The organism is Hydrogenophaga intermedia (assembly GCF_023715105.1).
Taxonomy (GTDB): Bacteria; Pseudomonadota; Gammaproteobacteria; order Burkholderiales; family Burkholderiaceae_C; genus Hydrogenophaga; species Hydrogenophaga intermedia_A.
This window is the reverse complement of record NZ_JAMBNO010000002.1, coordinates 85524-107709: the sequence shown is the minus strand read 5'-3', so window position 1 is coordinate 107709 and position 22186 is coordinate 85524. Positions and strand designations below refer to the sequence as shown.

The window sequence follows — 22186 nt, the reverse complement described above, 5'->3', positions numbered from 1 at the left end:
GCGCATGCGTACCTTCGACACCCTGGAAGAACTCGATGCCTGCGTTGGCCAGCCCCTGGCCAGCAGCGACTGGATCACCATCACGCAAGAGCAGGTCAACCACTTTGCCGAGGCGACGGGTGATCACCAGTGGATCCACGTGGACGTGGAGCGGGCCCGTGGTGGGCCGTTCGGCGCGCCGATCGCGCACGGATTTCTCACGCTTTCGTTGCTGCCCGTGTTCTTTGAGTCGGCCATGGCGATCCGCCAGTCCTCGATGGGCGTGAACTACGGGCTCAACCGCGTGCGCTTCACGGCACCGGTGCCGGTGGGCAGCCGCCTGCGCGCGCACCTGACCTTGCAGGCCATCGAACCGATCGAGCACGGCGGGCGCCAGATGACCTGGTTGGTGAGTGTGGAGCGCGAAGGGGTGGCCAAGCCGGTCTGCGTGGCCGAATCGCTGGTGCGGCGCTACCCCTGAAGCGGGGTGAGCCGCTCAGCGCACGCGCGCGAGCTGCTTCGGGTCGAGCCAGCCCTCGAAGACCTGGATCAGGGCGTCGATACGCTCGGCTGCCGTGCGCTGGTCGTGCCGCTGGGCGATCAGCTGGAAGGCGTCGTTGCGCAGCAACCAGAGCTCCTGCGGCGTGCGGGCTCGCTCGATCTGGCGGCGCAGGCGGTGCGCCGGCACGCTCAGGCAGTCTTCGATGGTGAACAACAGGTGCTGACGGATCGCCATGAGGTCGCGCAGGCGCGGCGTGCGTGGCTTGTGCCGCGCCTGCGGTGCCATGCCGAGCAGCCGCGCGAACAACGCCACCACCGAGGCGGCGGTAACGGGGCGGTGGGCGCGTGGGCCGGAGACCGGACGTTCCATGGGAGGATGGTGGCCCATATCCAACAGTTGGGGGATGACGCGGATGCCGATCCCGTGATGTGCATCACGGCAAGGGCGGATCGGCGAACCCGTGTTGCCGCCACGCTTCGTACACCACCACCGCCACCGCGTTCGACAGGTTGAGGCTGCGCTGGCCGGTGCGCATGGGCAGCCGCAGCCGGCGCTCGGGCACGACACTGTCGCGCAGCGCAGCCGGCAGGCCGCTCGATTCGGCGCCGAACACCAGCCAGTCGCCCGGCGCGAATGCGGTGCCGTGCACCGTGCCGCTGCCACGCGTGGTCAGGGCGAACAGGCGTTCGGGTGCCGGACGCATGTTGTCGAGGAAGCGCTCCCAGCTCGCATGCCGCTGGACGTCCGCGTACTCGTGGTAGTCGAGCCCGGCGCGGCGCATGAGCTTGTCCTCCATGGAAAAGCCCAGCGGCTCGATCAGGTGCAGCGCGCACCCCGTGTTGGCGCACAGCCGGATCACGTTGCCGGTGTTCGGCGGAATTTCAGGGTGTACCAGCACGACATTGAACATGGGGCGGCGATCTTAGCCATGCGCCCGCCTTGTATCACCGGGCCGCGGCTTCGTCGGGCGCGGGCGTGCGGGCAAACACCAGCGCATCCACCCCGGCCACCCCGACCGCATGCAGGGCACGGGCGGCTGCCAGCAGGGTGGCGCCGGTGGTGGTGACGTCACCGACGAGCAGCACCCTGCGACCCGCCAGCCCGCCCGCATGCCGGGGTGACACCGCGAACGCGCCGGCCAGGTTGCGCAGGCGTTCAGCGCGCCCCAGCCGGTGCTGGGGCGCGCCGTCGCTCAGCCGCACCAGCGCATCCGCGCAGAGCCGCACCGGCGCGCTGTGTGCGCTGTGTGCGCTGTGTGCGCTGTGTGCGCCGGCATGTTGCCGCGCCACCGCCTTGGCGAGTTCCCAGGGCGCGTGGTGGCCACGCTCGGCCAGCCGGGTGGGGGTGAGTGGCACCGGTGCAATCACATCGCAGGCCTGGACGAGCGCGCATGCGCCCTCGGCGCGCCACATCAGCGCCGCGAACGGTGCGGCCCAACCCGCCTGGCCGCGGAACTTGAAGGCGCTGATCAAGGCCTCCCAGGGGTACCCGTAATCCACTGCCGCAACACAGCGTCCGAGTCCGTCATCCGGTGGCGGGCTGGCCAGGCAGCCAGTGCATAAGCCCTGCGACAGCGGGGCGGCACAGCGCGGGCAGGCAGCGGCGGTGCGGCCGAAACGCGCCATGCAGGCGCCACAGATCGGCTGGGTGGGCCAGCGCCCGCAGACGTGACAGATGCCGGGGCAGTGGCCCAGGCTGGCGCGGCGGAATAGGGCGGTGAACATGCCGGCTCAATATACTGAGCGCCCTTTGCCGATACCCGCGCCGGTGCCCGCCGTCGTCACGCCTTGCAAGCCTCCCCCGTTCCTTCCGACGACGCCGTGCCCGGCCTCGACCCGGCCGCCGCCAGGCGCTGGTTGCGCCTGCCTCGCACCGAAAGCCCCTGGCTGCACGAAGAAGTGGCCACCCGGATGGTCGAGCGGCTGCAGTGGTTTCGCGAAGCGCCCGGCAGCTGGCTGCATTGGGAGCCCGTGCTCGGTGGCCTGCAGGGCCATGCGCGTGTGCGGGCGGCCCTGCCCGATGCCGCCTGCCAGGTGTGGTCGCACGACCTCGTGCGCTCGCGCGAGCTCACCCGCGAAGGCGCGGCGCGCAGCTGGAACCCGCTGCGTCGCGCGCGCGACTTCGTGCCCGAGGCCGCCGACGTGGCGCGGCCCGTGCAACTGCTGTGGGCCAACATGGGCCTGCACACCGTGGCAGCCCCGCAGACGCTGCTCGCCCGCTGGCGCGACCACCTTGCGCCCGGTGGCTTCCTGCTGATGTCATGTCTGGGGCCCGATTCGCTGGCCGAGCTGCGCGCGGTCTACGCCGCCGAAGGCTGGCCCACGCCCACCCACGCCTTCACCGACATGCACGACTGGGGCGACATGCTGGTACACGCCGGCTTTGCCGAGCCCGTGATGGACATGGAGCGCATCACGCTGACGTTCGGCAGCGCCACCGCCATGCTCGACGAGCTGCGCGCCTCGGGTCGCAACCTGTCCAGTGGGCGTCACCCCGGTCTGCGCGGGCGCGGCTGGCGCCAGGCGCTGATCGAAGCGATCGAGCGCCGCGGCGCGCGCGATGCCGATGGGCGCCTGCGGCTGGGCTTCGAGATCATCTACGGCCATGCGGTGCGGGCGGAGCCACACCTTCGAAGCGGCCAGACGGCACTGCCGCTGGACGAGGTGCGCGAGCAGTTGCGCCGCCGCCGCGGGTGAGCCGGGCCTGGCCTGGCGCACCGGGCGGGCGATAACCCGAGCGATGCGTCCGGCCTGTGGGTCGCCGCCCTCTGGCGGCGGGCTACAATCCCGCGGTTTTGAGTTGAAGGGCATTTTCCCTGCGCTGGTGCACGGTCCTCGGGCTGCGCACCGACCGACCAGTGGTGTGGGTGTGAGTCCGTCCAGCTACGCGTACCGCTTTGCAACCCAGTCCGACGAGGGCATGGAGTGGCGGTTGCGCCGCAACTGCTCGGTGACCCCGGCCCAGCTCGGCCTGCTATACGCCTCCCTCTGTGTGGTTTCACTGGGTGTGGCCGGGTTCTTCTGGACCCAGGGCGCGACGCTGGTGCTGCCGTTTGCGGCGCTGGAACTGCTGGCCGTGGGGGCCGCGTTTCTGGTGTACGCGCGCCATGCGGCCGATGGCGAGCGCATCCGACTGCTGGCGCATGCGCTGGTGGTCGAGCAGGAAACGGCCGGTCGGCTCCAGCGCCGCGAGTTCGCGCGCGAGTGGGTTCGGGTCGAGCCGGCGGCGGTGGCCCCGAACCTCATCGAGGTCCGGGCGGGTGGGGAGTCGGTGCAGGTGGGGCGCTTTCTGCGCGCCGAGCTGCGGCCGGCGCTGGCCCGGGAGATTCGACAGGCGCTGCACAGTGGTTGAGTCCACCGCGCAGCGCGGGCAAGTTTGGTGTAATCGAGGTCGATATCAATCGACGCTTATATTTGAGGCGCAACAAGTGAGTAAGACGACGAAGACGCTCCACGACCTTCGCCACCGTGTCCGGGCGGTGCGCAACGCGGTTGGCCTGACGCTCCTGAGCGCCGGGGTCTGGACCTCGGTGGCTGCCCAGAAGGTCAATGACCTGCCTGGCGGTCCGGCGGTCAACCAGCTCAACTTTGCGCCGCCCGTCACGAAGATCGCCGAGGAGCAGCACTGGCTGCACTGGTTCATGATGGCCCTCTGCGCCGTGATCTTCGTGATCGTCTTCGGCGTCATGTTCTATTCCATCCTCAAGCACCGCAAGTCCGTGGGCCACAAGTCCCAGGAACTGGCCGAGCCGATCTGGGTGGAGCTGGGCTGGACCATCGTGCCCTTGCTCATCGTCATCGGCATGGCCCTGCCGGCCACCAAGGTGCTGGTCGCGCAGAAGGACACCACCAACGCCGACCTGACCATCAAGGCCACCGGCATGCAGTGGAAGTGGGGCTACGACTACATCAAGGGTGAAGGCGAGGGAATCGGCTTCCTCTCCACGCTGGACACGGCGCACCGCGTGATGTCGGCCAGCGGCAGCCCGCCGCCCACCGACGATTACCTGCTCAAGGTGGACAACCCCATGGTGGTGCCGGTCGGCAAGAAGATCCGCATCATCACCACCGCCAACGACGTCATCCACGCCTGGATGGTGCCGGCCTTTGGCGTCAAGCAGGATGCCATCCCCGGCTTCGTGCGCGACACCTGGTTCCGCGCGGAAAAGACCGGCGACTTCTACGGCCAGTGCGCCGAGCTGTGCGGCAAGGAACACGCCTACATGCCGATCCACGTGAAGGTGGTCACGGCCGAGGAATACACCGCCTGGGTCACCGAAAAGCAAAAGGCCATGGCCGCCGCTGCGGACGACCCGAGCAAGGTCTGGACGCTGGCCGACCTGGTCAAGCGTGGCGAGTCGGTGTACGCCGCCAACTGCGCCGCCTGCCACCAGGCCAACGGCAAGGGCGCCGGCCCGATCAAGGCCCTGGACGGCTCCGCCCTCGTGGTCGATGCCGACAAGTCCAAGATCATCAACGTGCTGCTCAACGGCCAGAACAATGGCGCCATGCCCGCGTGGAAGCAACTTTCCGACACCGAGCTGGCCGCCGTGATGACCTTCACCAAGAACAGCTGGAGCAACGCCACCCAGCAGATCGTGCAGCCGGCCGACGTGCAGGCTGCCCGCCAGTGACGCGTGTGCGTACCGTTTGAGAACCTGAGGAACAGACCATGAGTGCAGTGCTCGACCATCACGACGCCCACGGCCACGATCACGACCACCACGCGCCCACCGGCTGGCGGCGCTGGGTGTTTGCCACCAACCACAAGGACATCGGTACCCTGTACCTGCTGTTCTCGTTCGCCATGCTGATGGTCGGCGGCCTGCTGGCCCTGGGCATTCGCGCCGAGCTGTTCCAGCCCGGGCTGCAACTGGTGAACCCGGAGCTGTTCAACCAGCTCACCACCATGCACGGCCTGATCATGGTGTTCGGCGCCATCATGCCGGCCTTCGTGGGCTTTGCGAACTGGATGATTCCGCTGCAGATCGGCGCCTCCGACATGGCGTTCGCGCGGATGAACAACCTCAGCTTCTGGCTGATGATTCCTGCCGCCCTCATGCTCGTGGGTTCGTTCTTCATGCCCGGCGGCGCGCCCGCTGCCGGCTGGACGCTCTACGCGCCGCTGACCCTGCAGATGGGCCCCTCGATGGACGCCGGCATCTTCGCGATGCACATCCTTGGCGCCTCGTCGATCATGGGCTCGATCAACATCATCGTGACCATCCTGAACATGCGCGCGCCCGGCATGACGCTGATGAAGATGCCCATGTTCTGCTGGACCTGGCTCATCACCGCCTACCTGCTGATCGCCGTCATGCCCGTGCTGGCCGGCGCGATCACCATGACGCTGACGGACCGCCACTTCGGCACCGCCTTCTTCAACCCCGCCGGCGGCGGCGACCCGGTGATGTACCAGCACATCTTCTGGTTCTTCGGCCACCCCGAGGTCTACATCATGATCCTGCCGGCCTTCGGCATCGTGAGCCAGGTCGTGCCCGCCTTCGCACGCAAGAAGCTGTTCGGCTACGCCTCCATGGTTTACGCCACCGGCTCCATCGCCATCCTGTCCTTCGTCGTGTGGGCGCACCACATGTTCACCACCGGCATGCCGGTGACGGGCCAGCTGTTCTTCATGTATTCCACGATGCTGATCGCCGTGCCCACGGGCGTGAAGATCTTCAACTGGATCGCCACCATGTGGAAGGGCGAGATGACCTTCGAGACCCCGATGCTGTGGGCTGTGGGCTTCATCTTCGTGTTCACCATGGGTGGTTTCACCGGCCTGATCCTGTCGGTCGCGCCGATCGACATCCAGATGCAGGACACCTACTACGTGGTGGCGCACTTCCACTACGTGCTGGTGGCGGGTTCGCTGTTCGCCATGTTTGCCGGTATCTACTACTGGCTGCCCAAGTGGACGGGTGTGATGTACAGCGAGACCCGCGGCAAGATCCACTTCTGGTGGTCGATGATATCCTTCAACATCACTTTCTTCCCGATGCACTTCCTGGGTCTGGCCGGCATGCCGCGTCGCTATGCCGACTACCCGATGCAGTTCGCGGACTTCAACATGATCGCCTCGATCGGCGCCTTCGGCTTCGGCTTTGCGCAGGTCTACTTCTTCCTCGCCGTGGTGCTCCCTGCCATGCGTGGCAAGGGTGAAAAGGCGGTGCAGAAGCCCTGGGAAGGCGCCGAAGGCCTGGAGTGGGAAGTGCCGTCGCCGGCGCCCTTCCACACCTTCGAGAACCCGCCCAAGCTCGACGCCACCGCCACGCGGGTGGTGGGTTGATCGCACGGTGACGTTGATGACGCCTGAGCAGAAGAAGAGCAACCTGCGCCTGGGGCTGATCCTGGCGTCGGTGGCCATCGCCTTCTTCCTGGGCTTCGTGGCCAAGCTCGCGTTGTTCGGCGGCTGAGCATCAAACGGAGCACACGATGGGACTGCGGCAGGAAAATCTCAAGATCGTCGGCAAGCTGGCCGTGATCGCGCTGGGCATGTTCGCGTTCGGTTACGCGCTCGTGCCGATCTACCGCCACATCTGCGAGGCGCTGGGCATCAACGTGCTGGCCGTGGCCGAGACGCGTGTGCCCGGTGTCGGCGCCAGTCTGCCGGCGAACACGCAGGTCGACCGCAGCCGCACCATCACCGTGGAGTTCGACACCAACGTGCGTGGACCCTGGCATTTCAAGCCGGCGGTACGCTCGCTCGAAGTGCACCCGGGTGAACTGGCCACCGTGGTCTACGAGTTCCAGAACATCCAGAACCGCACCATGGCAGCGCAGGCCATCCCGAGTTACGCGCCCAAGCAGTCGGGCTCGCACTTCAACAAGCTCGAGTGCTTCTGCTTCTCGCAGTACACGCTGGCCCCGGGCGAGAAGAAGGAGTGGCCGGTGGCGTTCGTGATCGACCCGCGCCTGCCCAAGGATGTGACCACCATCACCCTCTCGTACACCTTCTTCGAGGTGGGTGGCGGGGTGCCGCCCGCACCGGCGTCCAGCGTGGTGCCGCAGGCCCGCGCGCCGCAGGCGCCAGGGGCGGTGTGAGTTTCATGGCCACGAAGCCGTCCTCCGGATCCTTCCTCGACACGCTCAAGGCCGTGTCGTGGGGCTTCCTCGGCGTTCGGCAGCGGGGCGAGTACGAGAAAGACATCAAACGCCTGCATCCATTGCACTTGATGGCGATGGGCATCGTGATGGCTTTCGTGTTCGTCGGCGTGCTCATTGCGCTGGTGAACTGGGTGGCCGGTTGAGGGCGGCCGCCCGCATGACGTTTCTTTTGACATTGACACAGCGATAGCAGCACAACAGGAGAGAGCAGCATGTCCGCAGCATCCCATGGCTCGACGCCGTACTACTTCGTCCCCGGACCATCGCGGCACCCGGTCATGGCCGCGTTCGGCCTTTTCTTCGTGATCCTGGGCGCCGGCCAGTGGATCAACGGAGCACAGTGGGGCGCGTATTCGCTGGCCTTCGGCCTGGCGTTCTGGCTCTTCGTGCTGTACCAGTGGTTCAGCGACGCCATCCACGAAAGCGAATCCGGCATGTACGGCCGCAAGATCGACCTCTCGTTCCGCTGGAGCATGAGCTGGTTCATCTTCTCGGAGGTGATGTTCTTCGGTGCCTTCTTCACTGCGCTGTGGTGGGCCCGCTCGCACTCGGTGCCCAACCTCGGCAGCATCGAGAACGCGCTGATCTGGCCCGACTTTTCCGCTGTGTGGCCGAGCATTCAGGCCGGTGCCACCGCGTCGCCTGCCGGCATCGTCGAGCCGTTCCAGACCATGGGCCCGTTCTGGCTGCCCACCATCAACACCGCGCTGCTGCTCACCTCGGGCGTCACGCTCACCATCGCACACCACGCGCTGCAGGCCGGCCAACGTGCCAAGACCATCGGCTTCATGTGGATCACGGTGCTGCTGGGCCTGGTGTTCCTGTTCGTGCAGGGTTACGAGTACTTCCACGCCTACACCGACTTGAACCTCAAGCTCAACTCGGGCATCTTCGGCTCCACGTTCTTCATGCTCACCGGTTTCCACGGCTTTCACGTGTTCGTGGGCATGCTGATGCTGCTGTTCATCACCCTGCGTCTGCACAAGGGCCATTTCACGGCCGAGCGTCACTTCGGCTTCGAGGGCGCAGCCTGGTACTGGCACTTCGTGGACGTGGTCTGGCTCGGCCTGTACATCCTCGTTTACTGGATGTGATGTCCTGCCAGGGACGTCTGCCCCATGGAAAAAGCGCCGCGAGGCGCTTTTTTCTTTCGGTGACCGTTGCGCCGATCAGCGCTGCAGCGGCAAGCCGGTCGGTTGGATCCAGCCCATGAAGTACGCCACCAGCACCAGCACGAAGAGCAGGACGGAAAAGCCGACGCGAAACGCGAGGGCGCGCGCCATCTGCCGTTTGCGTGGCGCTTCGCCCTCTTCCTGCACGCCGCCGCGCATCATGAACACCAGCGCCGCGGCCAGGCTGCCGATGATGGCCACGAAAGCCACGATGACCAGGTACTTCATGCCCCGCATTATCCGGGGCCCGTTCGCGCCCATGACCACGCACGGTCAATGCGGGGTGGCTGGATGAGCCGCGCGCGCTTTCTGGTCGTCACCGTGGCCACGGTCATCACGATGGCCGCGACCGCCTCGCTGGGTCTGTGGCAACTGGATCGGGCGCGCCAGAAGACTTCGCTGGAGGCCGCCATCCTCGCGCGCGCCGAGCAGGCCCCGGTGGGCAATGCCGGATTGCTGGCGCAGACGGATACCGCATCGCTGCTGCACCGCGCCGTGCAGTTGCGCGGCCAATGGGTGCCGCAGCACAGCGTCTTCCTGGAGAACCGGCAAATGAACGGCCGAACCGGCTTCTTTCTGGTGACGCCATTGCAATTGACGGGCAGCGACCGTGTGGTGCTGGTGCAGCGCGGCTGGCTGCCGCGCGATTTCAACGACCGCACGCGCGTGCCCGATGTCGCCACGCCGCCGGGCGAGGTGCTGGTGTCCGGGCGGCTGGCCCCGCCGCCCGGGCGGCTATACCAGTTCGGCGACGCCGGCAGCGGGCCCATCCGGCAAAATATCGACCTTGCCGCCCTCCGACAGGAAACCGGTCTCGCGCTGCTGGATCTTTCGGTGCAGCAGACCGGCGACGATGAGGGCGAAGGCCAGGGGCGTCTGCAACGCCAATGGCCACTGCCTGCCACCGACGTGCACAAGCACCATGGCTACGCCTTCCAGTGGTTCGCGCTGTGCGCCCTGGTGGCTGGCCTCTATCTCTGGTTCCAGATCATTCAACCCCGGCGCCGACGCGCCCGTCTCCATGGCCAAGACGCCCGATGAACCCCTGACGCTGACGGTGCACAGCCTGCCCACGCCCGACCGCGGCGATGCCGAGCGCGCCGCGGCGACGCGCGCCGGCCGCTGGAAGATGCTGGCCATCCTGCTGGTGTGCGCAGCGCCGGTGATCGCGTCCTACCTCACCTACTACGTGATTCGCCCCGAAGGCCGCCGCAACTACGGCGAGCTCATCGCCGCACAGCCCCTGCTGCCTGCGATCGACGGTCGCGACGTGCAGGGCAGGGTGGTGCCGCTCACGGTGCTCAAGGACCAATGGCTGCTGATCAGCGTGGCCGACAGCGCCTGCGATGCCGACTGCGAGAAGCACCTGTACCTGCAGCGCCAGTTGCGCGAAACGCTCGGTCGCGAAAAGGACCGCCTTGATTGGGTCTGGCTGCGCACCGGCGCTGCCGACCTGAGCGAACCGCTGCGACAAGCCACCGCGGCCGCCACCGTGCTGCACGTGGACGCCGCCGCGCTCGGGCAATGGCTGCAGCCCGCGCCGGGCCAGCGGCTCGAGGACCACTTGTACGTGGTCGATCCGCTGGGCCGCTGGATGATGCGCTTTCCTGCCAACATCGATCCGGCGCGCGCCAAGCGCGACCTCGATCGCCTGCTGCGCGCCTCGTCGTCGTGGGACAAGGCCGGCCGACCCGACTGACACCGCGATGGACACCGCACAACCCCTCGTCGACCTGGCGCCCATCGCGCGCCTGATGCTGCTGGGCATCGCGATCGCGCTCGGCCCCTTGCTGTGGATCGGCCTCAAGCACCGCAGTGCCAGCCCGGCGCAGCGCCTGCGCGTGCTCACACTGGTCACGCTCTTCCTCACCTTCGACCTGGTGCTTTTCGGGGCCTTCACCCGCCTCACCGACTCCGGCCTCGGGTGCCCCGACTGGCCCGGCTGCTACGGCGCCGCCAGCCCGATCGGCGCGCACGCCGATATCTCGGCCGCGCAATCGGCGATGCCCACCGGTCCAGTCACCTTCTCCAAGGCCTGGATCGAGATGATCCACCGCTACCTCGCCACCGGCGTGGGCGTGCTGATCATCGTGCTGGCGGTGGGGAGCTGGATCGAGCGGCGTCGCATCCACGTGCACTGGGTCTGGCCGGTGGTCACGCTGGTGTGGGTGTGCCTGCAGGGTGCCTTCGGCGCGCTCACCGTGACGATGAAGCTTTTTCCCGCCATCGTCACGCTGCACCTGCTGGGCGGCCTCATATTGCTGGCGCTGCTGCGCGCGCAATCGGTGGCCTACCGTCTGGGTGAGCCCGGCAGCCCTGGCCCCGCGCTCATCAGCCCGGCGCAGCGCCTGGGCCTGCTGCTCGCGTTTGCCCTGCTGTGGCTGCAGATCGCGCTCGGTGGCTGGGTCAGCACCAACTACGCAGTGCTCGCCTGCAGCGAGTTCCCCACCTGCCAGGGCAGCTGGTGGCCCCCCATGAATCTGCGCGAAGGCTTCACGCTCTGGCGTGAGCTCGGCACCAACCGCGCGGGCGATGCAATCACCTTCCCCGCGCTCACGGCCATCCATTACGTGCACCGCATCGCAGCCTACGCGGTGTTTGCCGCCTTGCTGGCGCTGGCCTGGGCCCTGTGGCGTGTGCCCGGCCTGCAACGCTTTGCACGGCTGCTGGTGGCGCTGTGCGCCTGGCAGTTCCTCACCGGGCTCACGAACGTGGTGCTCGACTGGCCGCTGCTCGCGGCCGTGAGCCACACCGGTGGTGCGGCGGCGCTGGTGATCGTCTTCACGGGCGCCGTGGCCAGCACGCGCGCGCAGCGCCCTGCCGCCGCGTCGCTGCACCTGAGCGAGGCCATGCGATGAGCGCTGCTCCTGCCCCCGAGGCGCGCGCACTGTCGCTGCCGTCCACCTGGCGCCAGTTCAACGCGCTCACGAAACCGCGCGTGATCCAGCTCATCGTCTTCTGTGCCCTCATCGGTATGGTGCTGGCCGTGCCCGGTGCACCCAGCTGGGCGCAGGTGCAGCTCGCGGCCGTGGCCTGCTTCGGCATCTGGCTGGTGGCGGGCGCGGCGGCGGCCTTCAACTGCGTGGTCGAGCAGCACATCGACGCGAAGATGAAGCGCACCGCCTGGCGCCCCACCGCCAAAGGCGAGCTCACCAACCTTCAGACGCTCAGTTTCTCGGCCGTGCTGTGCGGCATTGGTTCGGCCATCCTGTGGTTCTGGGTCAATCCGCTGACGATGTGGCTCACCTTCGCCACCTTCGTGGGCTACGCGGTGATCTACACCGTGATCCTCAAGCCGCTCACGCCGCAGAACATCGTCATTGGCGGTGCGTCCGGGGCCATGCCGCCGGTGCTGGGCTGGGCGGCCATGACCAACACCGTGGCGCCCGAGGCACTGATCCTCTTCCTCATCATCTTCCTCTGGACGCCGCCGCACTTCTGGGCGCTGGCGCTCTACCGCGTGGAGGACTACCGCAAGTCCGGTCTGCCCATGCTGCCGGTCACGCATGGCTCGGAGTTCACACGCCTGCAGATCCTGCTCTACACGCTGGTGCTGCTGGCCGCCACGCTCATGCCCTTCATGATGCGCATGAGCGGCTGGTTCTACCTGGTCTCGGCACTCGCACTCGGGCTGGGCTTCTGCGGCTATGCGTTCGCGCTGTGGCGCAACTACTCCGATGCGCTGGCCCGCAAGACCTTCCGCTTCTCGCTCATTCACCTGTCGCTGCTGTTTGCGGCGCTGCTGATCGACCACTACCTGCCATGGTGAACACCTTATCGCGCCGCCGCCTGCTGTTTGCCGCCACCGGTGCGCTGGCCCTCGCTGCCTGTTCCGAATCGCCGCAGAGCTTCAAGGGCATCGACATCACCGGTGCCGACTACGCCACCGGCTTCTCGCTCACTGACCACAACGGTCAGAAGCGCACGCTCGACGATTTCAAGGGCAAGGTGGTGGTGGTGTTCTTCGGCTTCACGCAGTGCCCCGACGTGTGTCCCACGTCGATGACCGAACTGGCGCAGGCCAAGCAGTTGCTTGGACCCGATGGCGAGCGACTGCAGGGGCTCTTCATCAGCGTGGATCCGGAACGCGACACGCCCGAGGTGATGAAGCAGTACGTGGCCAACTTCGACCCGAGTTTTCTTGCGCTGTATGCCGCGCCGGGCGAGCTGGAGGCGCTGGCCAAGAGCTACAAGGTCTACTACAAGAAAGTGGAAGGCAAGACGCCCACCAGCTACACCATGGACCACTCTGCGGGCAGCTACGTGTACGACCCGCAGGGCCGCATTCGCCTCTACCACCGTTACGGCACCGGTGCGCAGGCGCTGGCCGACGATCTGAAGATTCTGTTGAAGTAACCCACGCCTGCCGCGCCCCCCCTCCCGCCGCAGGCGAGAGAGGGGGACGCCGCGCAGCGGCGCAGGGGGTGTTTCGTTTCAATCCACCTTCGCGCCGCTGAGTTTCACCACCCGCTCGTACTTGGCGCGCTCGCGGGTCATGAACTCACCGAAGGCCTGGGGGGAGCTCGGCGCGGGCTCGGCCATCAGGCCGGCGAACTTCGATTTCACCTCGGGCGACTGCAACGCCTTGCCGAAGGCCGCGTTGAGCTGCGCCACCACGTCGGCCGGTGTGCCCGCGGGTGCGATCAGGCCCCACCAGGTGTCGATCTCGAAGCCGGGCAGGGTCTCTGCCACCGTGGGCACGTCGGGCATCACGCTGCTGCGTTGCATGGTGGTGACGGCAAGCGCCTTGAGCTTGCCCGAGCGGATATTGGCCGCCGCGGTGGCGAGGTTGTCGAAGTTGAAGTCGACCTGACCGGACAGCAGGCCGAGCTGCGCCGGGTTCCCGCCGTTGTAGGGAATGTGTACCGCGAAGATGCCGGCCTGGTTCTTGAACAGCTCGCCCGCGAGGTGGCCGGCACTGCCGTTGCCGCCCGAGCCGTAGTTCAGGCGGCCCGGGTTGGCCTTGCCGTAGCGGATCAGGTCGGGCACGCTGTTGATCGCCAGGCGCTGCGCGGTCTCGGCGTTCATCACCAGCACGTTGGGCACACGCAGCATCTGCGTCACGGGCGCGAAATCCTTCGCCGGGTCGTAAGGCAGTTGCTTGAAGAGCCAGGGATTGATGCCGTGCGAGGCCGTGGTGGCGATACCCAGCGTGAGGCCGTCGGGCGCCGCCTTGGCGACCTGGCTCACGCCGATGTTGCCGCCCGCACCGGGGCGGTTTTCGATGATCACGGTTCCCAGCGAGTCCTTCACCGCCTCGGCCAGGATGCGCGCCGTCACATCGATCGGACCGCCGGCTGCAAAGGGCACGACGATGCGCGTGGTACGCGCCTGCGCCCAGGCGGGCAGGGCCAGCGTGGCAGCGGTGAGGGCGATGGCGTGGCGGCGTGAAATCATGTCGTGGTCTCCGGTGGTGGTGGTGATCAAGCCTTGTCGGCGGCGCTGGTGAACGAGTCGGCGAAGTAGCACTCTTCGGGCAACTTGCCCTCGGCCACGTAGTCCTTGCGGGCCGATTCGACCACGATCGGCGCGCCGCAGGCATAGACCTCGAAGCCGCTGAGGTCGGGGTGGTCCTGCAGCACGGCGCGGTGCACGAAGCCGGTGCGTCCGCTCCAGCCGTCCTCGGGCAAGGCGTCGGAGATCACTGGCACGTAGCGCAGGTTGGGCATGGCAGCGAGCTGCTCCTCGATCCACGCGCTCTGGTACAGGTCGCCCGGGCGGCGGCCGCCCCAGTACAGGGTGGCCGGGCGCTGGATGCCCTTGAAGCGCATGTGCTCGATGATGGCCTTGATGGGCGCGAAGCCCGTGCCCGAGGCGAGCAGGATCATGGGCTTGTCGCTGTCCTCGCGCAGGAAGAAGCTGCCGAACGGGCCTTCGATGCGAAGGATGTCCTTCTCCTTCATGGTGCTGAACACCTGGTCGGTGAACTTGCCGCCGGGCATGTGGCGCAGGTGCAGCTCAAGGCCGGGCGCCTCGGCCTGCGTGTGCGGCGCATTGGCCATCGAGTAGCTGCGGCGGTCGCCATCGCGCAGGATGAACTCGACGTACTGGCCGGCGCGGTACTGGAAGGTGTCGCTCGCCGGCAATTGCAGGCGCAGCACCATCACGTCGTGCGAGGCACGGCTCAAGCTGCTCACGCGCGCAGGCATCTTCTTGATCGGAAAGGCGCCAACCTCGGTGACCTGGCGCGACTCCAGGACCACGTCGCTCTGGGCCACGCCGCAGCAGGTGAGCACATAGCCGGCCGCCGCTTCCTCGGCGCTCAGGGCCTTGGATTGGTGCGGACCGTGCACCACGTTGCCCGCCAGCAGCTTGCACTTGCAGGAGCCGCAGGCGCCGTCCTTGCAGCCATAGGGCAGGCCGATGCCCTGGCGGATGCCCGCGGCCAGCATGGCTTCGTCGGGGTTGGCGGAGAAGGTGCGCCCGCTGGGCTGCACGGTGATGGTGAATGTCATACTCGCAAACTTTCAGAGTGGGGCGCACGCGCAGCAAGCCCCGCAACAGCAACCGCGCATTGTCGCAAAAACCCTCTTCCGATGAGTTTTCTGGGCGCCTTGCCCGCACGCTTCCGGCGTGAACGGGTGTTGATCGTGGGCTGCGGCGACGTGGGCCTTCGCGCCGCGCGCGAACTCGGCGCCGGTCGACGCGTGCGCCTGATGGCGCTCACCTCCACCCCCGCGCGAGCCGATGCCTTGCGCGCAGCGGGCATCACCCCGCTTGCCGGCAACCTCGACGACCCGCGCAGCCTGCGCCGCCTGGCGGGGCTGGCCTCGCGCGTGCTGCACCTGGCCCCGCCCCCCGGCGAAGGCAACCCTGACTGGCGCACGGACCCGCGTACACGTGCCCTGGTGCGGGCGTTGGCCCAGCGTTCGCCACCGTTGTCGCTGGTCTACGGCTCCACCAGCGGCGTCTACGGCGACCGGCAGGGCGCGTGGACCAGCGAAGCCGTGCCGGTGCGCCCGCACACCCCGCGGGCATTGCGCCGCGTCGACGCCGAAGACCGCGTGCGCTGGCTCGGCCGCGCCGTGGGCGTGCGCGCCAGCATTCTCAGAATTCCGGGCATCTATGCCAACGATCGCGAAGGCGGCACGCCACGCGATCGCCTGCTGCGCGGCACACCGGTGCTGCGCGCCGAAGACGATGTGTTCACCAACCACGTGCACGCCGACGATCTGGCGCGCGCCTGCGCGCTGGCGCTGTGGCGCGGGCGTGCGCAGCGCGTGTTCCACGTCGTGGACGACACGGTGCTCAAGATGGGTGACTATTGCGACCTTGCGGCCGACTTGTACGGCCTGCCACGCCCACCGCGCGTGGCGCGCGACGCTGCCAAGGACCAACTGCCGCTGATGCTGTTGAGTTTCATGGGCGAATCGCGCCGGCTCACCAACCAGCGGCTCAAGCAGGAGTTGCGCCTGCGCCTGCACCATCCCACGGTGGCCGAGGGCTTGCGGGCCTGACGTGCAGGATGCGCCGCTGGCGCCATGAAGCGCGAAAGCCCGGCATGACCGGGCTTCGTGCAGGGGTGTTGCGTGGTGCCGAAGGCCGGACTCGAACCGGCACACCTTGCGGCGGCGGATTTTGAATCCGCTGCGTCTACCGATTCCGCCACTTCGGCCCAGGCAAGGGCGCGGATTATGGCACAGTGATGGCATGCAATACCCCACCATTGAAGATGCGATCGGCCGCACACCGCTGGTCGCGCTGCAGCGCATCGGCGCGGCCGAGAACGCCGCCCGCGGCAACGTGATCCTTGGCAAGCTCGAAGGCAACAACCCCGCCGGCTCGGTGAAAGACCGGCCCGCGCTGTCCATGATCCGCCGCGCCGAGGAGCGCGGCGACATCAAACCCGGCGACACGCTGATCGAGGCCACGTCGGGCAACACCGGCATTGCACTCGCCATGGCGGCGGCCATCAAGGGCTACCGCATGGTGCTCATCATGCCGGAGGACCTGTCCATCGAACGCGCGCAGACCATGAAGGCCTTCGGTGCCGAGCTGATCCTCACGCCCAAGAGCGGCGGCATGGAGTCGGCGCGCGACCTGGCCGAGAAGATGCAGGCCGAGGGCAAGGGCCGCGTGCTCGACCAGTTCGCCAACCCCGACAACCCGCGCGTGCATTACGAGACCACCGGCCCCGAGCTGTGGGAGCAAACCGGCGGGCGCATCACCCACTTCGTGAGCGCCATGGGCACCACCGGCACCATCACCGGCGTCTCGCGTTTCCTGAAGGAAAAGAACCCCACGATCCGCATCGTCGGTGCGCAGCCCAGTGAGGGTTCGCGCATCCCGGGCATCCGCAAGTGGCCACAGGAGTACCTGCCCAAGATCTACGACCCCAAGGCGGTGGACGAACTCGTGTACGTGTCGCAGGGCGACGCCGAGGACATGGCGCGCCGGATGGCCCGCGAGGAGGGCATCTTTGGCGGCATTTCGGCCGCCGGTGCGCTGTGGGCCGCGCTGCAGGTGGCTCGTCAGGTGGAGAACGCCACTATCGCCTTCGTCGTGTGCGATCGCGGCGACCGCTACCTCTCCACCGGCGTGTTCCCCGCCTGACGGCCACCATGGCGGGCGAATTCCGCTATTGCCCGCAGTGCGCCGCGCCGCTGCAGCTCATCGCCGCGGCGGAAGACGGTGGCGAGAAGCAGCGCCTGCGTTGCCCGGCCTGCGGCTTCACGCACTGGAACAACCCCACGCCGGTGCTGGCAGCCATCGTCGAACTTGACGGCAAGGTGCTGCTGGCGCGCAACGCCGCCTGGAGCGGCAAGTTCTTCGGCCTCATTACCGGCTTCATGGAGGCCGGCGAGACGCCGGAGGAGGGTATCCGGCGCGAGATCGCCGAGGAGACGTCGCTGCAGACCGAGGCGCTCTCGCTGGTGGCGGTGCACGACTTCCAGCGCATGAACCAGGTCATCGTGACCTACCACGCGCGCTGCAAGGGCGCGGTGCGGCTCTCGCCCGAGCTGTCGGAGTACCGGCTGCTGGAGCCGGCGGCCGTGCGCTGTTGGCGCGCCGGCACCGGCCTGGCCCTGGCGCAGTGGCTTTTGTCACGCGGGCACACGCCGGCATTCCTGGACGACCCACCAAATCCCCGCCCGGCCTAGAATGCAGCGTTTTCCCGCCCGGAGCCTTCTTTCATGATCGCCGCTGACCGCGAACTCGACGCGCGGGGCCTGAACTGCCCCCTGCCCATTCTCAAGGCCAAGAAGGCCCTGGCCGACATGCACAGCGGCCAGACACTCAAGGTGGTGGCCACCGACGCCGGCTCGGTGCGCGATTTCCAGGCCTTCGCCAAACAGACCGGCAACCTGCTCGTGCACCAGGAATCGGTGGGCGGCGAACACATCTCGGTGCTCAAGCGCCGTTGAAACGCGCCATGGACGTCCTGCTTGTCGATCCGCTGGTGCCCGAGGCACTGGCGTGGTTGCAGGAGCGTTACCAGGTCGCCTACCAACCCGAACTGGCCGATGACCCTGCCGGGTTGCGGCAGGCCGTGGCTGACACGCGCGCCATCGTGGTGCCGCCCCACGTCATCATCTCGGCCGAATTCCTCGAGCATGCGCCGCTGCTGCAGATGGTCGCGCGCATGCAGATCTCCAGCGACAACACCGACCTTGAGGCCTGCTCGCGCCGCGGCGTGCGCGTGCTGCAGGCGCGCAGTGCCACGGTGCGCTCCAATGCCGAGTACTTGCTGTACGGCCTGTTGATGCTCTACCGCCGCGGCATGGTGAGTGCCCTGCTGGGCCGCAAGCTGGGCCAGGTGCGCATGGGCCGCGAGCTCGCGGGCAGTACCGTGGGCCTGCTGGGCATGGCGCCGGTGGCGCACACGCTGGCGCCGATGCTGCGCTGCCTGGGCGTGCGCGTGCTCGGCTACGACCCGGCCGTGCACCACGCTGCCGAGCTCTGGGGCAAGCTGGGCGTGGAGCCCGTGCCCTACGACGAACTGCTGTCGCGCTCGGACGCGATTTCGCTGCAGATGGTCTACGCCTCGCGCTTCAAGGGCTGGATCAATGAGCGCCTGCTCAACCACTGCAAGCCCGGCCAACTGTGGGTCGGCGTGAGCCGCAGCGCCCTGTTCGACCCGGAGGCGCTGGCCTTGGCCTTGTGCGACGGCCGCATCGACGCCTGCCTGCTCGACGGCGCCAACCCGGCGTTCGCCGCCGCGGGCTCACCGCTGCACGGCGTGCCCAACCTGCACCTCACGCCGCGTCTGGGCTCGCACACGCGCGAGGCCAAGCTGCGCGCGAGCTGGTACCTGGCGCGCCGCATCCACGAAACGCTCTCCCCCGAGGAGGCCCGCCGCGAGCCCGGCGGCAGCGATTTCGCCGCCCTCGACAGCACCGGCTTCCCGGAGTCGGGCGACCCACCGCAGGCGGCCACGCCCTCGCAGTGGGCGTCGCTCGCCATGCACGACAGGGACTGACGAGGCTCAGCCCAGGCGGGCCAGCTGGTCTTGCACCTTTTGCAGCGTGGCGCCGAACTCGGCCACGCGCTGCTTTTCCTGCTCGATCACCGCCGCTGGCGCGCGTGCCACAAAGCCCTCGTTGGCCAGCTTGCCCTGCGCCTTGGCGATCTCGCCCTGCAGGCGCGCGGCCTCCTTGGCGAGACGGGCTTTCTCGGCCGCCACGTCGATTTCCATGAACAGGCACAGCCGGGCATCGCCCACCACGGCCACGGGTGCGGCACCGGCGGCCTGCGCCCAGGTGGCCTCGTCGTCGAACACGCGAACCTCGGCCAGCTTGGCCAGGGCCTGCAGCACTGGCGCGGCATCGCGCAGGAAGGCGGCGTCGCCCACCGCGTAGAGCGGCAGGCGCTGCGCGGGCGACACGCCCATTTCGCCGCGCAAGGTGCGGCAGGCGTCCACCAGCTTCTTCAGGCGCGCCACCTGCGCCTCGGCGGCTTCGTCGATGCGTTCCGGCTGGCACACCGGGTAGGCGGCCAGCGCCACCGACTCGCCGCCACGGCCGGCCACCGGCGCGACCTTCTGCCACAGCTCCTCGGTAATGAAAGGGATCACCGGGTGCGCCAGCCGCAGGATGGCCTCGAGCGTGCGGATCAACGTGCGGCGCGTGGCGCGCTGCTGCGCGGCGTCGCCGGTCTGGATCTGCACCTTGGCGATCTCGAGGTACCAGTCGCAGAACTGGTTCCACACGAAGTCGTAGATGGCGTTGGCCACGTTGTCGAGCCGGTACTCGGCAAAGCCCTTGGCGACGTCGGCTTCGACGCGTTGCAGGGTTGAGCTGATCCAGCGGTCCGCCTGGCTGAAGCTCAGGTAGCTGTGGAAAGGCTGACCGACGGCGCATTCGTCCTTGGTGTGTTCCCTCAGGCCGCAGTCGTGGCCCTCGCAGTTCATGAGCACGAAGCGCGAGGCGTTCCAGAGCTTGTTGCAGAAGTTGCGGTAGCCCTCGCAGCGCTTGCTGTCGAAGTTGATGCTGCGGCCCAGCGACGCCAGTGCCGCGAAGGTGAAGCGCAGCGCGTCCGCGCCGTAGGCCGGAATGCCTTCGGGGAATTCCTTCTCGGTGTCCTTGCGCACGCGCGGCGCGGTCTCGGGCTTGCGCAGGCCGGTGGTGCGCTTGTCCAGCAACTGCGGCAGCGCGATGCCGTCGATCAGGTCCACCGGGTCGAGCACGTTGCCTTCGCTCTTGCTCATCTTGCGGCCCTGCGCGTCGCGCACCAGGCCGTGGATGTAGACGTGGCGGAACGGCACACGCCCGGTGAAGTGGGTCGTCATCATGATCATGCGCGCGACCCAGAAGAAGATGATGTCGTAGCCCGTGACGAGCACGCTGCTGGGCAGGTAGAGATCAAAGTCGCGCAGGCCTGACCGCTGCGCCGCCGGGCCGCCCCAAGGCGCAGCAGCCCCCTCGGGGGGCAGCGAGGACACGTCAGTGCCGAGCGTGGGGGCTCCATGTTCTGGCCAGCCCATGGTGCTGAAGGGCACGAGGGCGGAGGAGTACCAGGTGTCGAGCACGTCGGGGTCACGCGTGAGCTTTTTGCCCGGGGCCTTGGCCTGCGCTTCTTCGGCGTTGCGCGCCACGACGATGTTGCCGTCCTCGTCGTACCAGGCGGGGATCTGGTGACCCCACCAGAGCTGGCGGCTGATGCACCAGTCCTGGATGTTCTTCATCCACTGGTCGTAGGTGTTGACCCAGTTCTCGGGCACGAACTTCACCTCGCCGGAGGCGACCGCGTCGATGGCCTTCTGCGCGATGCTCTTGCCGCTCGGGTCCTGGGCGCTGACCTTGCTCATGGCGATGAACCACTGGTCCGTGAGCATGGGCTCGACCACCGCGCCGGTGCGCGCGCAGCGCGGCACCATGAGCTTGTGCTTCTTCGTCTCGACCAGCAGGCCCTGCGCCTCCAGGTCGGCCACCACCGCCTTGCGTGCGGCGAAGCGGTCCATGCCACGGTACTTGTCGGGCGCGTTGTCGTTGATGGCGGCGTCCAGCGTGAGCACACCGATGGTGGGCAGCTTGTGGCGCTGGCCCACAGCGTGGTCGTTGTGGTCGTGCGCGGGCGTGACCTTGACCACACCGGTGCCGAACGCGCGGTCCACGTATTCGTCGGCTATGACGGGAATCTCGCGCTCGCACAGCGGCAGCTTCACCGCCTTGCCGACGATGGCGCTGTAGCGCTCGTCCTCGGGATGCACCATCACCGCGGTGTCGCCCAACATGGTCTCCGGGCGCGTGGTGGCCACCACCACCGAGCCCGAGCCATCGGCCAGCGGGTAGCGGATGTGCCAGAGGAAGCCGTCTTCCTCCTCGCTCTCGACCTCCAGGTCGCTCACCGCGGTCTTGAGCACCGGGTCCCAGTTGACCAGGCGCTTGCCGCGGTAGATGAGGCCTTGTTCGTACAGTCGCACGAAGGTCTCGGTGACCACGGACGAGAGCTTGTCGTCCATGGTGAAGTACTCGCGCGACCAGTCCACCGTATCGCCCATGCGGCGCATCTGGCCGGTGATGGTGTTGCCGCTTTTCTCTTTCCATTCCCAGACCTTCTTCGTGAAGGCGTCGCGGCCGAGGTCGTGGCGGCTGATCTTCTGTTCCTGCAACTGGCGTTCCACCACAATCTGCGTGGCGATGCCTGCGTGGTCGGTGCCGGGCACCCACAGCGTGTTCGCGCCCATCATGCGGTGGTAGCGCGTGAGGCTGTCCATGATGGTCTGGTTGAACGCGTGGCCCATGTGCAGCGTGCCGGTCACGTTCGGCGGCGGTAGCTGGATGCAGAACGACGGCGCGCCTGCGCGCGCTTCGCCCGTGCCACGGAATCCGGCTTTGCCCACACCGCGTTGCTCCCACCACGGGCCCCACCGGGCTTCCAGGGGGGCGGGTTCGAAGGATTTGGCCAGCGAAGCGAGGCCGGGTTGCTGCACGGTGTCGGTCATGGGGTGCGCCAGAAAGACAACGGCATCCCGCGGGATGCCG

General features: G+C 67.7%; 26 protein-coding genes and 1 tRNA gene. 19 read left to right on the top strand and 8 right to left on the bottom strand.

Annotated features, from left to right (window positions below):
• The first annotated feature begins 4 nt into the window (after nucleotides 1–4).
• On the top strand, nucleotides 5–460 hold the full coding sequence (locus M3149_RS02240; protein WP_251707707.1) for a MaoC family dehydratase: 456 nt from the start codon (nucleotides 5–7) through the stop codon (nucleotides 458–460).
• A 15-nt stretch (nucleotides 461–475) separates the two neighbouring features.
• Here M3149_RS02240 and M3149_RS02235 read toward each other — a convergent pair whose 3' ends face one another.
• From M3149_RS02235 to M3149_RS02225, 3 genes are all read right to left on the bottom strand, one after another.
• Nucleotides 476–850 (bottom strand): hypothetical protein, encoded by a 375-nt coding sequence (locus M3149_RS02235; protein ID WP_251707706.1) that lies wholly within the window; start codon nucleotides 848–850, stop codon nucleotides 476–478.
• Between the two features lie 64 nt (nucleotides 851–914).
• Entirely contained in the window at nucleotides 915–1391 is a 477-nt protein-coding gene (gene trmL / locus M3149_RS02230) for a tRNA (uridine(34)/cytosine(34)/5-carboxymethylaminomethyluridine(34)-2'-O)-methyltransferase TrmL (RefSeq protein WP_251707705.1), read from the bottom strand.
• Between the two features lie 34 nt (nucleotides 1392–1425).
• Nucleotides 1426–2205 carry a ComF family protein gene (locus tag M3149_RS02225; protein ID WP_251707704.1) on the bottom strand — a complete coding sequence of 260 codons (780 nt, stop codon included), beginning with the start codon at nucleotides 2203–2205 and terminating at the stop codon, nucleotides 1426–1428.
• 63 nt (nucleotides 2206–2268) lie between these two features.
• Between M3149_RS02225 and M3149_RS02220 the strand changes: the two genes are divergently transcribed.
• From M3149_RS02220 to M3149_RS02185, 8 genes are all read left to right on the top strand, one after another.
• Nucleotides 2269–3177 carry a biotin synthase gene (locus M3149_RS02220; protein ID WP_251707703.1) on the top strand — a complete coding sequence of 303 codons (909 nt, stop codon included), beginning with the start codon at nucleotides 2269–2271 and terminating at the stop codon, nucleotides 3175–3177.
• 223 nt (nucleotides 3178–3400) lie between these two features.
• Nucleotides 3401–3832 (top strand): DUF2244 domain-containing protein, encoded by a 432-nt coding sequence (locus tag M3149_RS02215; RefSeq protein WP_251707915.1) that lies wholly within the window; start codon nucleotides 3401–3403, stop codon nucleotides 3830–3832.
• A gap of 127 nt (nucleotides 3833–3959) precedes the next feature.
• Nucleotides 3960–5114 carry a cytochrome c oxidase subunit II gene (gene coxB / locus M3149_RS02210; protein ID WP_435370725.1) on the top strand — a complete coding sequence of 385 codons (1155 nt, stop codon included), beginning with the start codon at nucleotides 3960–3962 and terminating at the stop codon, nucleotides 5112–5114.
• 38 nt (nucleotides 5115–5152) lie between these two features.
• Nucleotides 5153–6772, top strand: a complete 1620-nt coding sequence (ctaD, locus tag M3149_RS02205; RefSeq protein ID WP_251707701.1) for a cytochrome c oxidase subunit I — start codon at nucleotides 5153–5155, stop codon at nucleotides 6770–6772.
• 16 nt (nucleotides 6773–6788) lie between these two features.
• Nucleotides 6789–6899 carry a cytochrome oxidase small assembly protein gene (locus M3149_RS02200; RefSeq protein ID WP_251707700.1) on the top strand — a complete coding sequence of 37 codons (111 nt, stop codon included), beginning with the start codon at nucleotides 6789–6791 and terminating at the stop codon, nucleotides 6897–6899.
• Between the two features lie 19 nt (nucleotides 6900–6918).
• Nucleotides 6919–7527 (top strand): cytochrome c oxidase assembly protein, encoded by a 609-nt coding sequence (locus M3149_RS02195; protein ID WP_251707699.1) that lies wholly within the window; start codon nucleotides 6919–6921, stop codon nucleotides 7525–7527.
• 5 nt (nucleotides 7528–7532) lie between these two features.
• Nucleotides 7533–7733 (top strand): DUF2970 domain-containing protein, encoded by a 201-nt coding sequence (locus tag M3149_RS02190; protein WP_251707698.1) that lies wholly within the window; start codon nucleotides 7533–7535, stop codon nucleotides 7731–7733.
• A 69-nt stretch (nucleotides 7734–7802) separates the two neighbouring features.
• The gene (locus tag M3149_RS02185; protein ID WP_251707697.1) at nucleotides 7803–8684 is read left to right on the top strand and encodes a cytochrome c oxidase subunit 3; all 882 of its coding nucleotides are present in this window, start codon (nucleotides 7803–7805) and stop codon (nucleotides 8682–8684) included.
• A 75-nt stretch (nucleotides 8685–8759) separates the two neighbouring features.
• Here the strand turns inward: M3149_RS02185 and M3149_RS02180 are convergent, their stop codons facing one another.
• Nucleotides 8760–8990, bottom strand: a complete 231-nt coding sequence (locus tag M3149_RS02180) for a twin transmembrane helix small protein (RefSeq protein WP_251707696.1) — start codon at nucleotides 8988–8990, stop codon at nucleotides 8760–8762.
• Between the two features lie 63 nt (nucleotides 8991–9053).
• Here M3149_RS02180 and M3149_RS02175 point away from each other — a divergent pair, with 63 nt between their 5' ends.
• The 5 genes from M3149_RS02175 to M3149_RS02155 are packed head-to-tail and all read left to right on the top strand — an operon-like array spanning nucleotide 9054 to nucleotide 13118.
• Entirely contained in the window at nucleotides 9054–9803 is a 750-nt protein-coding gene (locus M3149_RS02175; RefSeq protein ID WP_251707695.1) for an SURF1 family protein, read from the top strand.
• The gene (locus M3149_RS02170) at nucleotides 9784–10461 is read left to right on the top strand and encodes a hypothetical protein (RefSeq protein WP_251707694.1); all 678 of its coding nucleotides are present in this window, start codon (nucleotides 9784–9786) and stop codon (nucleotides 10459–10461) included. The genes M3149_RS02175 and M3149_RS02170 overlap by 20 nt, the downstream gene beginning before the upstream one ends.
• A 7-nt stretch (nucleotides 10462–10468) precedes the next feature.
• On the top strand, nucleotides 10469–11620 hold the full coding sequence (locus M3149_RS02165) for a COX15/CtaA family protein (RefSeq protein WP_251707693.1): 1152 nt from the start codon (nucleotides 10469–10471) through the stop codon (nucleotides 11618–11620).
• Nucleotides 11617–12531, top strand: a complete 915-nt coding sequence (gene cyoE / locus M3149_RS02160) for a heme o synthase (RefSeq protein WP_251707692.1) — start codon at nucleotides 11617–11619, stop codon at nucleotides 12529–12531. The genes M3149_RS02165 and cyoE overlap by 4 nt, the downstream gene beginning before the upstream one ends.
• Entirely contained in the window at nucleotides 12525–13118 is a 594-nt protein-coding gene (locus M3149_RS02155) for an SCO family protein (protein ID WP_251707691.1), read from the top strand. Before cyoE ends, M3149_RS02155 begins: the two co-directional genes overlap by 7 nt.
• A 78-nt stretch (nucleotides 13119–13196) precedes the next feature.
• On the opposite strand, the gene M3149_RS02150 is transcribed toward M3149_RS02155, so the two are convergent.
• The gene (locus M3149_RS02150; RefSeq protein WP_251707690.1) at nucleotides 13197–14159 is read right to left on the bottom strand and encodes a Bug family tripartite tricarboxylate transporter substrate binding protein; all 963 of its coding nucleotides are present in this window, start codon (nucleotides 14157–14159) and stop codon (nucleotides 13197–13199) included.
• A 26-nt stretch (nucleotides 14160–14185) separates the two neighbouring features.
• On the bottom strand, nucleotides 14186–15217 hold the full coding sequence (locus tag M3149_RS02145) for a CDP-6-deoxy-delta-3,4-glucoseen reductase (RefSeq protein WP_251707689.1): 1032 nt from the start codon (nucleotides 15215–15217) through the stop codon (nucleotides 14186–14188).
• 81 nt (nucleotides 15218–15298) lie between these two features.
• On the opposite strand from M3149_RS02145, the gene M3149_RS02140 reads away from it, so the two are divergent.
• Nucleotides 15299–16219 (top strand): SDR family oxidoreductase, encoded by a 921-nt coding sequence (locus M3149_RS02140; protein ID WP_251707688.1) that lies wholly within the window; start codon nucleotides 15299–15301, stop codon nucleotides 16217–16219.
• A gap of 73 nt (nucleotides 16220–16292) precedes the next feature.
• Here the strand turns inward: M3149_RS02140 and M3149_RS02135 are convergent.
• Nucleotides 16293–16377, bottom strand: a tRNA-Leu gene (locus M3149_RS02135).
• Between the two features lie 35 nt (nucleotides 16378–16412).
• On the opposite strand from M3149_RS02135, the gene cysM reads away from it, so the two are divergent.
• From cysM to M3149_RS02115, 4 genes are read left to right on the top strand one after another with little or no spacing between them, the layout of a single operon-like run.
• On the top strand, nucleotides 16413–17315 hold the full coding sequence (cysM, locus tag M3149_RS02130) for a cysteine synthase CysM (RefSeq protein ID WP_251707687.1): 903 nt from the start codon (nucleotides 16413–16415) through the stop codon (nucleotides 17313–17315).
• Nucleotides 17316–17323: 8 nt separating this feature from the next.
• A complete protein-coding gene (locus M3149_RS02125; RefSeq protein WP_251707686.1) occupies nucleotides 17324–17863 on the top strand; it encodes an NUDIX hydrolase in 540 nt (179 codons plus the stop codon).
• A gap of 33 nt (nucleotides 17864–17896) precedes the next feature.
• Nucleotides 17897–18127 (top strand): sulfurtransferase TusA family protein, encoded by a 231-nt coding sequence (locus tag M3149_RS02120; RefSeq protein WP_285886329.1) that lies wholly within the window; start codon nucleotides 17897–17899, stop codon nucleotides 18125–18127.
• 8 nt (nucleotides 18128–18135) lie between these two features.
• A complete protein-coding gene (locus M3149_RS02115) occupies nucleotides 18136–19182 on the top strand; it encodes an NAD(P)-dependent oxidoreductase (RefSeq protein WP_251707685.1) in 1047 nt (348 codons plus the stop codon).
• Between the two features lie 6 nt (nucleotides 19183–19188).
• Here the strand turns inward: M3149_RS02115 and M3149_RS02110 are convergent, their stop codons facing one another.
• Nucleotides 19189–22146 (bottom strand): valine--tRNA ligase, encoded by a 2958-nt coding sequence (locus M3149_RS02110; RefSeq protein ID WP_251707684.1) that lies wholly within the window; start codon nucleotides 22144–22146, stop codon nucleotides 19189–19191.
• Nucleotides 22147–22186: the final 40 nt, after the last annotated feature.